Origin of the sequence: Nocardioides sp. GXQ0305 (assembly GCF_050880345.1) — a bacterium.
GTDB lineage: Bacteria > Actinomycetota > Actinomycetes > Propionibacteriales > Nocardioidaceae > Nocardioides.
In genome coordinates, this window is record NZ_JBNYXG010000001.1 from 302,402 (window position 1) to 315,813 (window position 13,412).

Sequence of the window (13,412 nt, forward strand, 5' to 3'; positions counted from 1 at the left end):
CGGTGCCCGATCAGCGCCTCCGGCGCAGGGCGACCCCCGCCGCGACCGCACCGGTCACCGCACCGGCCGCGGCGCCGACGACCAGCCCGGTCCGGGCAGCCTTGCGCCCGGTCCGGTAGTCCCGGATCCGCCAGCCGTGCGCCCGGGCGTGGCTCCGCAGCTTGTGGTCGGGGTTGATCGCGCACGGATCGCCGACCAGGGAGAGCATCGGCAGGTCGTTCCAGGAGTCGGAGTACGCCGAGCAGCGGGTGAGGTCGAGGCCCTCCCGGGCGGCGAGGGCCTTGATCGCCTCACCCTTGCCCGCGCCGTGCAGCAGGTCGCCGACGAGCCGGCCGGTGTAGACGCCGTCGACGTGCTCGGCGACCGTCCCCATGGCGCCGGTGAGGCCGAGCCGCCTGGCGATGATCTGCGCGATCTCGACGGGCGCCGCCGTGACCAGCCACACCCGCTGGCCCTGGTCGAGGTGGAGCTGCGCCAGCGCCCGGGTGCCGGGCCAGATCCGGTGGGCCATGGCCTCGTCGAAGATCGCCTCGCCGAGCTCCTCGAGCTCGGCGACCGTGTGCCCGGCGATGAACCCGAGGGCCGAGTTGCGCGCGTCGGCGACGTGCTGGGGGTCCTCGACGCCGACCACCCGGAAGTAGGCCTGCTTCCACGCCGCGCCGAGGATCTCCTTGGTCGTGAAGAACTGGCGGCGGTGCAGGCCACGCGCCAGGTGGAAGATGCTGGCGCCCTGCATCACGGTGTTGTCGACGTCGAAGAACGCCGCGGCGGACTGGTCGGCCGGGGTGGAGAGGGCCGTCTCGACCTCGGCAGCCGCCGCGGCGGCCTCGCCCGCGAGGACGGAGCGCTGCTGGAGGTCGGGCGCGCGCCGCTGCCGGTCGGGCGTCATGGGAGGGATCCTAGGAGACGCCCTCACGGCCTGTCGGTTCCCTGCTTCCAAGCCCCGCGCGTGTGCGAGGATCGCGGCCATGCCTGAGCTGCCCGACGTCGCCCGGCTGGTGTCGAGCGCGGCCGCGGAACGGCCCGACGCCGTAGCGCTGGTGGCGGCGGGCGAGCGCCTGACCTGGGCGGGTCTGGAGGACGAGGTGGCCCGGTTGGCCACGGGACTCGGTCGCGTCGGGGTCGTGGCCGGACAGCGGGTGCTGATCGCGCTCGGCAACCGGCCCGAGCTCGTGACGACGTACCTCGGTGTGCTCCGCGCCCAGGCGGTCGCGGTGCCGGTCAACCCGGCCTCCACGTCCGGCGAGCTGGCGCGGATGCTGGCCGACAGTGGTGCCCGGCTGGCCGTCGCCGACGCGACGACGCTCCCCGCCGTCCGTGCGGCGACGGACACGGTGGCGCAGGCGCGCGCCGGCCACTCGACCGAGCTCGACGACGACCTGGTCCGGCGCTCGGTGCCCGGCCGGGTGGTCGTCGTCGGCGAGGAGCCGGGGCCCGGCGAGCTGGGTCTCGCCGACCTGCGCGCCGACGACACGCAGCCCGTGCCCGCGCTGCCCGACCCGGACAAGCTGGCCGCGCTGCTCTACACCAGCGGCACCTCGGGCCGGCCCCGGGCGGCGATGCTGACCCACCGGGCGCTGTCCGCCAACCTCGAGCAGGTCGCGGCCGTGGAGCCGCCGATGATGCACGCCGACGACGTGGTCCTCGGCGTGCTGCCGCTGTTCCACGTCTACGGGCTCAACGCGGTGCTCGGTGGCGTGCTCCGCCACGGGTGCACGCTGGTGCTCGCGGAGCGGTTCGACCCGCAGCAGACCCTGGACCTCGTCGAGGACGAGGGTTGCACCGTGCTCCCGCTGGCCCCGGCCGTGTTCGCCCACTGGCGCGAGGAGCCGCGACTGCGGGAGCGGCTCGCCCCGGTCCGCCTGGTGCTGTCGGGCTCCGCGCCGCTCGCCGCCGACACGATCGACGACTTCACCGCCCGCACCGGCATCCCGCTCCACCAGGGGTACGGACTGACGGAGGCCGCCCCGGTCGTGACCAGCACCCTGTGCTCGGAGCGGCTGCAGCCGGGCTCGGTGGGGGCCGCCCTGCCGGGGATCGAGATCCGGCTGGTCGACACCGGCGGGGTGGCGCCCGAGGTCGAGGACGCCGGGGAGATCGAGGTCCGCGGACCGAACCTGTTCAGCGGCTACTGGCCCGACGGCAGCGGCGGCCCCGACGCCGACGGCTGGTGGGCGACCGGCGACGTCGGCTTCCTCGACGACAGCGGCGACCTGTTCCTGGTCGACCGGGTCAAGGAGCTCGTGGTCGTGTCCGGGTTCAACGTCTACCCCGTGGAGGTCGAGGAGGTCCTCGCCGAGGTCGACGGCGTCGCCGAGGTCGCGGTCATCGGCGTCCCCGACGAGCTCACGGGGGAGGCGGTGGTGGCGTACGTCCGCGCGCCCGGTGCCGACCCTGCGCTGATCGCCGACGCCGTGCGCGAGCGGTGCGTCGAGCGGCTGGCCCGGTTCAAGCAGCCGAGCCGGATCGAGGTCGTCGACGAGCTGCCGCTCACCGTCACCGGCAAGGTGCAGAAGGGTCGGCTGCGCGGGCTGGAGCGGCGCCGCGTCCTGGGGCTTCTCGAATGAGCGCCCGGGTCACCCTCTACACCCGGCAGGGCTGCCACCTGTGCGAGGCCGCGCGGGAGGTGGTCGCGCGCGTCTGCGACGACCTCGGCGAGACCTTCGACGAGGTCGACGTCGACGGCGACGAGGGGCTGCGGGAGCGGTTCACCGACGAGGTGCCGGTGACCTTCGTCGACGGCCGGCAGCACGACTTCTGGCGGGTGGACGAGCGGCGGCTGAGATCGGCCCTGGGCGGCTGACCTGCCCCGGTGGGTGTGCGAAACCTCACCTGTGCTAGCCGAGGCCTCCGCTCGATTTGTTCCCTCGTTCACAAACTCCTACTGTGAACGACGCCGCCGGGTCCTTCCCGGGTTCCCGAGGCCCGAATCCCAGCGGCTGGAAAGCGGAGCACGTTGACCGCCAGGACGTCCACCGAGACCGCCCGGGACATCCCCGAGGCCACCGTCGCACGTCTCCCCGTCTACCTGCGGGCCCTGGTCACGCTCGCCGACTCCGGCACCACCACCTGCTCCAGCGAGGAGCTCGCCCGGGCCGCCGGCGTCAACAGCGCCAAGCTCCGCAAGGACCTCTCCTACCTCGGCAGCTACGGGACCCGGGGTGTCGGCTACGACGTCGACTACCTGCGCTACCAGATCGCCCGCGAGATCGGGGTGACCCAGGACTGGCCCGTGGTCATCGTCGGCATCGGCAACCTCGGTCACGCCCTGGCCAACTTCTCCGGGTTCCGCAGCCGCGGCTTCCGGGTGGTCGCGCTGCTCGACGCCGACCCCGCCCGGCAGGGCGAGCTGGTCGCCGGCGTCGATGTACGCCCGTTCGACGAGCTCGACGAGATCGTCGGCGAGCAGAGCGTGGCCATCGGCGTGATCGCCACGCCGGCCGTCGCCGCGCAGGCCGTCGCCGACCGGATGGTCACCGCCGGCATCACCAGCATCCTCAACTTCGCGCCGACCGTGATCGAGGTCCCCGAGGGCGTCGACGTCCGCAAGGTCGACCTCTCGATCGAGCTGCAGATCCTCGCCTACCACGAGCAGCGCAAGTCCGGCGTCCACGTCGCACCCGACGCGCGGGAGCAGGTGTCGTGAGCGTCCTCGTGGTGGGCATCTCCCACAACTCCGCCCCCGTCCCGCTCCTGGAGCGGGTCGCCCTGGACGCCGACGGCGTCGGCAAGCTGATCACCGACGCCCAGGCCTGCCCCACCGTGTCCGAGACCGCGGTCATCGCCACCTGCAACCGGCTCGAGGTGTACGCCGAGGTCGACCGGTTCCACGGCAGCGTCGAGGAGCTGTCGCGGCTGCTCGTCGAGCGTGCCGGCGAGACGACCGAGTCGATGCTGCCGCACCTCTACGTCCACTACGAGGACGGAGCGGTGTCCCATCTCTTCCACGTGGCCGCCGGGCTGGACTCGATGGCCCTCGGTGAGGGCCAGATCCTGGGCCAGACCCGCGACGCGCTGCGCAGCGGCCAGGAGCAGGGCAGCGTCGGGCCGGCCCTCAACGTGCTGTTCCAGCAGGCGCTGCGCGTCGGCAAGCGGGCGAGGGCCGAGACCGGCATCGACCGGGCCGCCCCCACGCTGGTGTCCGCCGCCGTCGAGCGGGTGCTGCCCGAGGGCGTGGCCGGCCGCACGGTCGTCGTGCTGGGCGCGGGGGCGATGGCCTCCCTCGCCACCGCGACCGTGGCGCGCGCCGGCGCCGATGACGTGGTCGTGGTCAACCGGACGCCCGACAAGGCGGCACGCGTGGCCGCCGAGCACGGTGCCCGGTCCGCACCGCTGGAGCGGCTCGAGGCCGAGCTGGCCGGCGCCGACCTGCTGGTGACCTGCACCGGCGCCGCCGGCGTGCTGGTCGCCGCGGCCCAGCTGCACTCGGCGCGTCCCGACAACCGGCCCCTGGCCGTGGCCGACCTGGCCCTGCCCCACGACGTGGAGCCGGCCGCGGGCGAGCTGCCCGGCGTCCGGCTGATCGGGCTCGCCGACCTGGCCGACGAACTGCGCGAGACCGAGGCCGGCCGCGAGGTGGCCGACGTCCGCAGGATCGTCGGCGAGGAGATCACCGCCTTCCTCGCGGCCCGGCGCCGCGCCAGCGTCACGCCCACCGTGGTGGCGCTCCGCTCGATGGCGACCGACGTGGTCGAGGCCGAGATGGCGCGGCTGGTGGCCCGCCGCCCCGACCTCGACGACGAGGCCCGCGAGCAGGTCCTCCACACGCTCCGTCGGGTCGCCGACAAGCTGCTGCACCAGCCGACCGTGCGGGTCAAGGAGCTGGCCAACGAGACCGGCGCGGTCTCCTACGCCACCGCCCTCGCCGAGCTCTTCGCGCTCGACCCCGACGCGGTCGACGCGGTCACCCGGCCGTCGGGGGAGGCGGTCCAGTGACCACGCACCTGCGCCTCGGCACCCGAGCCTCCGCGCTCGCGACCGCCCAGTCCGCCGCCGTCGCCGACCTGCTGCGCCAGCGGCTCGGTCGCGACGTCGAGCTGGTCGAGATCACCACCGAGGGCGACACCAGCAGTGCCCCCCTGGCCCAGATCGGTGGCACCGGCGTGTTCGTGAGCGCGCTGCGCGAGGCGCTGCTCGACGGCCGGATCGACCTCGCCGTGCACTCGCTCAAGGACCTCCCGACCGCGCCGCCCGACGGCATCACGCTCGCGGCGGTCCCGCCGCGCGAGGACCCGCGCGACGTCGTCGTCGCCCGCGACGGCCTCACCCTGGGCGAGCTCCCGAACGGCTCCCGGATCGGGACCGGCTCACCGCGACGGGTGTCCCAGCTGCACGCGCTCGGGCTGGGGCTCGACGTGACCGACGTCCGCGGCAACGTCGACACCCGGATCGGCAAGGTCCGCACGGGGGAGTACGACGCCGTCGTGCTCGCTCGCGCCGGACTGGCCCGGCTGGCGCGGCTCGACGACGCCACCGAGGTGCTCGACCCGCTGCAGATGCTCCCGGCCCCCGGGCAGGGCGCGCTGGCGGTCGAGTGCTGCTCCGACGACCTCGGGCTCGCGGCCGACCTGGCCGCCCTCGAGGACTCCTCCTCGCGCGCGGCGGTCGACGCCGAGCGCGCCGTGCTCGCCACCCTCGAGGGTGGCTGCTCGGCCCCGATCGGGGCCCTCGCCGAGGTGGTCGAGGGCGACGACGGGGACGAGCTGTGGCTCAGGGCGGTCGCCCTGTCCCACGACGGGACCCTCTCGGTGCGGATGTCCGCGTCGGGGGACCCGGCCGACGCCGCCGGCGTCGGCACCCGCCTCGCCGGCGAGATGCTCGCCGACGGCGCGGCTGAACTCACCGCAGCACCGATGAAGAGGCGACACGCATGACGCGAGGCAAGACCACGTCCACGTCCACGTCCCCGACCGCAACCACCACCGGGTGGGTCTCGTTCGTGGGGAGCGGACCCGGAGACCCCGACCTGCTCACGGTCCGCGCCGTCGACCTGCTCCGGCAGGCCGAGGTCATCGTGACCGAGGTGCCCGAGCACGAGCCGATGGTGCGCTCGCTCCTCGGGCTGCCCCCGGTCGACCCGGGAACAGCGGAGGAGGACCCAGCACCCGAGGGCCCGCGGTTCGTCGACGGCGGCTTCGGCGAGGACGGCCAGCCGCTGACCCACGCCGCCCGCGGCAAGGTCGTCGTCCGGCACGCCAAGAAGCACCGGGTGGTGCGGCTGATGGTCGGCGACCCGTTCCTGTACGCCTCCGGTCCCGAGGAGGCGCAGGCCTGCGTCAAGGCGGGTGTCGGCTTCGAGATCGTCCCCGGCGTGTCCAGCGTCAGCGCGGTCCCGGCGTACGCCGGCATCCCGCTCACCACCAAGCAGAACCGCGACGTGACCGTGATCCGGTGCGGCGGCACCGCCGACTGCAAGCGCCTCGACTGGAGCCGCTACGCCGACGACCGGACCCTGGTGCTGCTCTCGGCGGTCGGCTCGATCGCCGAGATCGCCGAGGCCCTGGTCGCCGCCGGGCGGCCCGCCGAGACGCCGGTGTCGATGACCCGGGTCGGCACCACGACCGAGCAGTCCACGATCTGCTCGACCCTGGCCGACATCGCTGCCGACGCCCGCGCGGCCCGGATGGAGCCGCCCGCGGTGACGGTCGTGGGTGACGTGGTCGACCTGCGCGAGACGCTGTCGTGGTTCGAGACCAAGCCGCTGTTCGGCTGGCGGGTGCTGGTGCCCCGCACCAAGGAGCAGGCCGGCTCGCTGACCGCCCGCCTGCGCGGCTACGGCGCGGTGCCCGAGGAGGTCCCGACCATCTCGGTCGAGCCGCCCCGCAACCCGCAGCAGATGGACAAGGCCGTCCGTGGGCTCGTCGAGGGCCGCTACGAGTGGATCGCCTTCACCTCGGTGAACGCCGTCAAGGCGGTGCGCGAGAAGTTCGAGGAGTACGGCCTGGACGCCCGGGCCTTCTCGGGCCTCAAGATCGCCGCCGTGGGCGACAAGACCGCGCAGGCGATCGCTGCCTGGGGCCTGCGGGCCGACCTGGTGCCCTCGGGCGAGCAGTCGGCTGCCGGCCTGTTGGCCGACTGGCCGCCGTACGACGACGTGCTCGACCCCATCAACCGGGTCTTCCTGCCGCGGGCCGACATCGCCACCGAGAACCTGGTCGCCGGCCTGATCGACCTGGGCTGGGAGTGCGACGACGTGACGGCGTACCGCACGGTGCGCGCCACGCCGCCGCCCGCGCCGACGCGGGACGCGATCAAGACCGGCAGGTTCGACGCCGTGGTCTTCACCTCCTCCTCCACGGTGCGCAACCTGGTCGGCATCGCCGGCAAGCCGCACCCGTCGACGGTGATCGCCGTGATCGGGCCCGCGACCGCCAAGACCGCCGAGGAGCACGGCCTGCGGGTCGACGTGCTGGCGCCCAAGCCGGACGTCGAGCTGCTGGTCGACGCGCTGGCCGACTTCGGGGCCGCGCGGCGGGCAGCCCTGGTGGAGGCCGGCCAGCCGGTGACCAGGCCGTCGGAGCGCAAGCCCTCCGGCCGTCGCGCCCGGGCGAAGTGACCCGGTCATGACCGAGGGTCCGCTCGAGCCCGTCAGCCGGCCGCTGGTCCGGCCGCGGCGGCTGCGGACCACGCCGGCGCTGCGCCGGATGGTCGCCGAGACGGCCGTCCGGCCCGGCCAGCTGGTGCTGCCGGTGTTCGTGCGCGAGGGGCTCGACGAGCCTCGGCCGATCGCCTCCATGCCCGGTGTCGTGCAGCACACCCGCGACTCGCTGCTCAAGGCGGTCAGCGAGGCGGCCGAGCTCGGGCTCGGCGGGGTGATGCTGTTCGGGATCCCCGCCACCAAGGACGCCGTGGGCTCGGGGGCGCTCGACCCGGCCGGCGTGCTCAACCTGGCGATCACCGACGTGGTGGCCGAGGTGGGCGACGCGCTCACCGTCATGAGCGACCTCTGCCTCGACGAGTTCACCGACCACGGCCACTGCGGCCTGCTCGACGCGGACGGCCGGGTCGACAACGACAGGACGCTCGAGGCGTACGCCGAGATGGCCCGCGCCCACGCCCATGCCGGCGTCGACATGGTCGGTCCCAGCGGGATGATGGACGGCCAGGTGCGGGTGGTGCGTGAGGCGTTGGACGCCTCCGAGCACACCGACGTGTCGATCCTCGCCTACTCCGCGAAGTACGCCTCGGCGTTCTTCGGCCCGTTCCGCGAGGCGGTGGACTCCAGCCTCCAGGGCGATCGCCGGACCTACCAGCAGGACCCCGCCAACGGGCGGGAGGGCGTGCGCGAGGCGCTGCTCGACGTGGCCGAGGGCGCCGACGTGGTCATGGTGAAGCCGGCGCTGGCCTACCTCGACGTGGTGCGTGCGGTGCGCGAGGCGGTCGACGTCCCGGTGGCGGCGTACAACATCTCCGGTGAGTACGCCATGGTCGAGGCCGCGGCCGCGCAGGGCTGGATCGACCGCGAGGCCGCCATCCTCGAGGCGCTCACCTCGATCCGCCGTGCGGGCGCCGACGTGATCCTGACCTACTGGGCCGCCGAGGCCGCCCGGCTGCTGCGCTGAGCCCCGCCGGGGACGGTGCGCGGCGCCCCGGTCACTGCGGGAAGCCGCGTGCCGCCATGCAGGCGTTGTAGAGCTCGAGCTGCTCCGGCGGCAGGCCGGCCGGGTCGGCGTCGGCAGCGGCCCCCGCCTCGACCAGGCACTCCTGGCTCGCGAGCTCCTCGTCGGTGGGAGTCGGGCTGGGCTCCTGGCTGGGCTCCTGGCTGGGCTGCTCGCTGGGCTCGCCGCTGGGTTCCCCGCTCGGCTCCTGGCTGGGCTCGCCACTGGGCTCGCCGCTGGGTTCCCCGCTCGGTTCCTGGGCGGGCTCCTCGGTCGGCTGCTCGCTCGGCTGCCCGGTGGGCGTCCCGGTGCCACCGTCGGTGTCGGGCACCGGGGTCTCGCCGGCGTCGTCGTCGCCGGGGACCGGCGCGGGCTGTTCGCCCCCGGCGACCTCGTCGATGTCCGCGTCGCGGTCGTCGACGTCGGCGACCTCGGCGTGGAGGCGGTCACCGGGACGGCCGATCCTCGTCCGGAGGGCCGCCTTCTCGAGGTCCGGGCTGACCGACCACGTCGACGCGCCGGAGCCCGTACCCGCGTAGGCCGTGCCGTTGGGGACGCTGGTGAAGTCGCCTTCGAGGTAGGCGTCCATGAAGGAGAGGACGAGGTCGACGTAGTCGTGGGAGTGGTTGTAGCGGTAGATCGCGGCGCGGCGTCCGGGGTCGGTGGAGAGGTCGTCGTTGCCGGAGCAGAGGTAGACGGCGCTGGCGAGGGCGGCGTCGTCGATGTCCTGGGGGTTGCGCTTGCCGTCGTTGTCGCCGTCGACGCCGACGACCGACCAGGTGGAGGGGATGAACTGCATGGGTCCGACCGCGCGGTCCCAGCGGGCGTCGTCGTCGTACTGGCCGGCGTCGGTGTCGCGGATGACGGAGGTGTTGTTGCTGCCGTCGAGGGCGATGCCGTAGATGCCGGGGGTGGCCAGGCCCTGGTCGTCGAGGGTGTTGCCGTTGACGCGGCCGTGGTCGGACTCGACGCGGCCGATGGCGGCGATCAGCTGCCAGGAGATGTCGCAGGTCTTGTCGGCGGCGTTGATGACGGTCTCGGCGCGCTGGTAGGCGGAGAGGGCGGCGTCGGGGATGCCGGAGGCCGAGGCGGAGGCCACGGCGCCGTCGTCGAGGCGCTTGCGGGTGCCGGGGGCGACCACGCCGGGGCGGGACAGGCTGGCCGGCGCCTCGATCGCCTCCGTCGGCACCTCGGGCATCGGGGCAGCCGTGTCGGTGAGGGCGTTCGAGGTGGGAGCGGAGGCACCTTCCCACGGGGCACTCGCGACCAGCAGGAGCATGGTCGCCGGAAACATCACGATCGGGTGCCGACCGGGCATTCGTCGTGTCATCGCGCTGGTGGTGCCCCCGTGTCGCCCGTGCTTTCTCCCTCCGAGAGGGCTTACCGTCGGCAGGCTACCTGCGATGCGGGCCGATGGCCACGGATCCGTCCGAACTCACCCCATCGGGGGGACGTCGTCAGTCGAGCAGGTTTGTGATGCAGACGGCCAATTCGTCGATCGGAGTGAGCGGGAGGTCCTCGATGCCCTGTGCGGCGCACTCCGCCGCCGCCTGGGCCTCGGTCAGCGGTTGGTCGACCGGGCCGCTCCCGCCGCCGCCGCCTCCGCCGCCGCCTCCGCCGCCGGGCAGATCGGGAAGGCTGGGGAGACCGCCACCGCCGCCTCCGCCACCGTCACCGCCGCCGGAGGGCGGGGGCGTGACGGTGCCACCGTCGTCGCCGCTGTCGTCGCCGTCCCCGCCGCCGACCGTGGTGCCGCCGCCGCCGTCCCCGCCGTCACCGGCGGGCGAGCCCCCGCGGGGCCCCTGCTGGTCGTCCTTCTCCGGCCGGACCGGCTCGGGGGACGGCACGAAGTAGCCGGAGGAGCTGGTGCCGTTGGGGACGCTGGTGAAGTCGCCTTCGAGGTAGGCGTCCATGAAGGAGAGGACGAGGTCGACGTAGTCGTGGGAGTGGTTGTAGCGGTAGATCGCGGCGCGGCGTCCGGGGTCGGTGGAGAGGTCGTCGTTGCCGGAGCAGAGGTAGACGGCGCTGGCGAGGGCGGCGTCGTCGATGTCCTGGGGGTTGCGCTTGCCGTCGTTGTCGCCGTCGACGCCGACGACCGACCAGGTGGAGGGGATGAACTGCATGGGTCCGACCGCGCGGTCCCAGCGGGCGTCGTCGTCGTACTGGCCGGCGTCGGTGTCGCGGATGACGGAGGTGTTGTTGCTGCCGTCGAGGGCGATGCCGTAGATGCCGGGGGTGGCCAGGCCCTGGTCGTCGAGGGTGTTGCCGTTGACGCGGCCGTGGTCGGACTCGACGCGGCCGATGGCGGCGATCAGCTGCCAGGAGATGTCGCAGGTCTTGTCGGCGGCGTTGATGACGGTCTCGGCGCGCTGGTAGGCGGAGAGGGCGGCGTCGGGGATGCCGGAGGCCGAGGCGGAGGCCACGGCGCCGTCGTCGAGGCGCTTGCGGGTGCCGGGGGCGACCACGCCGGGGCGGGACAGGCTGGCCGGCGCCTCGATCGCCTCCGTCGGGACAGCGGTGCCGTCGGGGAGGGAGGACGCCGGGGTCTGGTCGGCGGACGCGCTGGTCGGGCCGACCCCGACCAGGGACGCGGTCACCGCCGTCGAGAGCAGCGCCAGCGGCACGAGTGCCGTGGCTCTCTGGAATCGAGATGCAGCCATCTGGTGGTCTCTCCCTCGCCTCAGCCGTCCCGCGCACCCTCCAGCACGAGGACTCAGGGATCAACGAGTGCTGGCCTGCGAGGTTACGCGGGGGTAGCCGCTGTGACCAAGGTCGCACACGGGAGCCCCGTCCGGGCGGGTTCAGGTGGACTCGGGGACAATGGCCGGGTGTCCGGCCCCACCCACCGATCCGAGGACCTGTTCCGGCGTGCCCGAGCGGTCACGCCCGGCGGCGTCAACTCACCCGTCCGCGCCTTCAACGCCGTCGGCGGGACCCCACGCTTCATCCGCTCCGCACGCGGGGCGTGGCTCACCGACGTCGACGGCCGCGACTACGTCGACCTGATCTGCTCGTGGGGGCCGATGCTGCTCGGCCACGCCCACCCCGAGGTGCAGGCCGCGGTCGCCGAGGCGGCCGCGCGCGGCACGTCGTACGGCGCCCCGACCGAGCAGGAGGTGGAGCTGGCCGAGGAGATCGTGGCGCGCACGCCCGTGGACACGGTCCGGCTCGTGTCGTCGGGCACCGAGGCGACCATGTCGGCGATCCGGCTGGCCCGCGGCTTCACCGGCCGCGACGTGGTCGTGAAGTTCGCCGGCTGCTACCACGGCCACGTCGACGCCCTGCTGGCCCAGGCGGGCTCCGGGCTCGCCACCCTGGCTGTGCCCGGCACCCCCGGAGTGCCCGAGTCGGCCACCGCGCTGACGATCGTGCTGCCCTACCACGACCGCGAGGCGGTCACCGCGGCGTTCGCGGAGCACGGCGACCGGATCGCCTGCCTGGTCACCGAGGCGGCGCCCGGCAACATGGGCGTGATCGCCCCCGAGCCGGGCTTCAACGAGTTCCTGGCCCGCACCTGCGCCGACCACGGCGCGCTCTTCGTGTCCGACGAGGTCATGACGGGGTTCCGGGCCAGCCGGACCGGCCAGTGGGGCCTCGACGGCGCGGTGGAGGGCTGGCGCCCCGACCTGATGACCTTCGGGAAGGTGATGGGTGGCGGGTTCCCCGCGGCGGCCTTCGGCGGGCGCGCCGACGTGATGGCCCGGCTCGCACCCGAGGGGCCCGTCTACCAGGCCGGGACGCTCTCCGGGAACCCGGTCGCGGCCACCGCGGGGCTGACCACGCTCCGGCTGGCCGACGACGGCGTCTACGAGCACCTCGACAAGATGGGCGAGACGATCAGGACGGCCGCCCACGAGGCGTTGACAGCGGCCGGGGTGCCCCACGTCGTCCAGTCGACCGGCACCATGTTCTCCGTGTTCTTCACCGACCGGCCGGTGCGCGACTTCGCGGGCGCCTCGCGCCAGGACACCGCGGGCTTCGCGGCGTTCTTCCACGCGATGCTCGACCGCGGCGTCCACCTCCCGCCGTCGGCGTACGAGGCCTGGTTCCTCTCGGCGGCCCACGACGACCGCGCCGTCGCGACGGTCGTCGACGCCCTGCCCGACGCGGCCCGGGCCGCCGCCGAGGCAGGTCGCGCATGAGCGACGACACGATCGTCCACCTGATGCGCCACGGGGAGGTCCACAACCCCGACGGCGTCCTCTACGGCCGGATGCCCGGCTTCCACCTCTCGCCGCTCGGCGTCCAGATGGCGCAGAAGGTGGCCGACACGGTGGGCGACCGCGACATCACCCACGTCGTCGCCTCGCCTCTGGAGCGGGCACAGGAGACGGCACGGCCGCTGGCGAGTGCCCGCAGCCTCGACGTCGAGGTCGACGACCGGGTCATCGAGTCGACCAACGTCTTCCAGGGAGAGGGGTTCGGCCAGGGTGCGCGGACCCTCCTGAAGCCCACCGCCTGGCGCCACCTCTGGAACCCGTTCCAGCCCTCCTGGGGGGAGCCCTACTCCCTCATCGTCGACCGGATGATGGCCGCGGTCCACGACGCGCGCGACGCCGCCCGGGGCCACGAGGCGGTCGTCGTCTCCCACCAGCTGCCGATCTGGGTCACCCGGCTGTACGCCGAGCAGCGATCGTTCCTCCACCACCCCCGCCGTCGGCAGTGCACGCTGTGCTCGCTCACCAGCCTCCACTACGAGGGCGACGAGCTGCGCCGGGTCACCTACTCCGAGCCGGCCGGTGACCTGATCCCGGCCCGGGCGCGGCAGGACCCCTTCTCGGCCGGTGGCTCCGCCGAGGAGCCGACCGCCTGACC

12 protein-coding genes are annotated in these 13,412 nt (G+C 74.0%); 9 read left to right on the forward strand and 3 right to left on the reverse strand.

Features of this window, described 5'->3' with window-relative positions; translation table 11 throughout:
* Positions 1–10: 10 nt before the first annotated feature.
* Entirely contained in the window at positions 11–889 is an 879-nt protein-coding gene (locus tag ACQ1X7_RS01505) for an HAD family hydrolase (RefSeq protein ID WP_432476374.1), read from the reverse strand.
* Between the two features lie 79 nt (positions 890–968).
* On the opposite strand from ACQ1X7_RS01505, the gene ACQ1X7_RS01510 reads away from it, so the two are divergent.
* The 7 genes from ACQ1X7_RS01510 to hemB all read left to right on the forward strand — a co-directional run bounded on the left by ACQ1X7_RS01510 (position 969) and on the right by hemB (position 8,561).
* The gene (locus ACQ1X7_RS01510) at positions 969–2,567 is read left to right on the forward strand and encodes a class I adenylate-forming enzyme family protein (RefSeq protein WP_432476375.1); all 1,599 of its coding nucleotides are present in this window, start codon (positions 969–971) and stop codon (positions 2,565–2,567) included.
* Positions 2,564–2,803, forward strand: a complete 240-nt coding sequence (locus ACQ1X7_RS01515; RefSeq protein WP_432476376.1) for a glutaredoxin family protein — start codon at positions 2,564–2,566, stop codon at positions 2,801–2,803. The genes ACQ1X7_RS01510 and ACQ1X7_RS01515 overlap by 4 nt, the downstream gene beginning before the upstream one ends.
* A 153-nt stretch (positions 2,804–2,956) precedes the next feature.
* Positions 2,957–3,646, forward strand: coding sequence for a redox-sensing transcriptional repressor Rex (locus ACQ1X7_RS01520; protein WP_432476377.1), 690 nt, complete (start codon positions 2,957–2,959; stop codon positions 3,644–3,646).
* On the forward strand, positions 3,643–4,935 hold the full coding sequence (locus tag ACQ1X7_RS01525; RefSeq protein ID WP_432476378.1) for a glutamyl-tRNA reductase: 1,293 nt from the start codon (positions 3,643–3,645) through the stop codon (positions 4,933–4,935). The genes ACQ1X7_RS01520 and ACQ1X7_RS01525 overlap by 4 nt, the downstream gene beginning before the upstream one ends.
* On the forward strand, positions 4,932–5,873 hold the full coding sequence (hemC, locus tag ACQ1X7_RS01530) for a hydroxymethylbilane synthase (protein WP_432476379.1): 942 nt from the start codon (positions 4,932–4,934) through the stop codon (positions 5,871–5,873). Before ACQ1X7_RS01525 ends, hemC begins: the two co-directional genes overlap by 4 nt.
* Positions 5,870–7,555 carry a uroporphyrinogen-III synthase gene (locus ACQ1X7_RS01535; protein ID WP_432476380.1) on the forward strand — a complete coding sequence of 562 codons (1,686 nt, stop codon included), beginning with the start codon at positions 5,870–5,872 and terminating at the stop codon, positions 7,553–7,555. Before hemC ends, ACQ1X7_RS01535 begins: the two co-directional genes overlap by 4 nt.
* Before the next feature lie 7 nt (positions 7,556–7,562).
* Positions 7,563–8,561 carry a porphobilinogen synthase gene (hemB, locus tag ACQ1X7_RS01540; RefSeq protein ID WP_432476381.1) on the forward strand — a complete coding sequence of 333 codons (999 nt, stop codon included), beginning with the start codon at positions 7,563–7,565 and terminating at the stop codon, positions 8,559–8,561.
* A 31-nt stretch (positions 8,562–8,592) separates the two neighbouring features.
* On the opposite strand, the gene ACQ1X7_RS01545 is transcribed toward hemB, so the two are convergent.
* Together ACQ1X7_RS01545 and ACQ1X7_RS01550 are read right to left on the reverse strand one after the other, a co-directional pair.
* Positions 8,593–9,891, reverse strand: coding sequence for a lytic murein transglycosylase (locus ACQ1X7_RS01545; RefSeq protein WP_432476382.1), 1,299 nt, complete (start codon positions 9,889–9,891; stop codon positions 8,593–8,595).
* A gap of 163 nt (positions 9,892–10,054) precedes the next feature.
* Positions 10,055–11,257 carry a lytic murein transglycosylase gene (locus ACQ1X7_RS01550; RefSeq protein WP_432476383.1) on the reverse strand — a complete coding sequence of 401 codons (1,203 nt, stop codon included), beginning with the start codon at positions 11,255–11,257 and terminating at the stop codon, positions 10,055–10,057.
* Positions 11,258–11,425: 168 nt separating this feature from the next.
* On the opposite strand from ACQ1X7_RS01550, the gene hemL reads away from it, so the two are divergent.
* Both hemL and ACQ1X7_RS01560 read left to right on the forward strand, forming a co-directional pair.
* Entirely contained in the window at positions 11,426–12,739 is a 1,314-nt protein-coding gene (hemL, locus tag ACQ1X7_RS01555) for a glutamate-1-semialdehyde 2,1-aminomutase (RefSeq protein WP_432476384.1), read from the forward strand.
* The gene (locus ACQ1X7_RS01560) at positions 12,736–13,410 is read left to right on the forward strand and encodes a histidine phosphatase family protein (RefSeq protein ID WP_432476385.1); all 675 of its coding nucleotides are present in this window, start codon (positions 12,736–12,738) and stop codon (positions 13,408–13,410) included. Before hemL ends, ACQ1X7_RS01560 begins: the two co-directional genes overlap by 4 nt.
* Positions 13,411–13,412 lie beyond the last annotated feature (2 nt).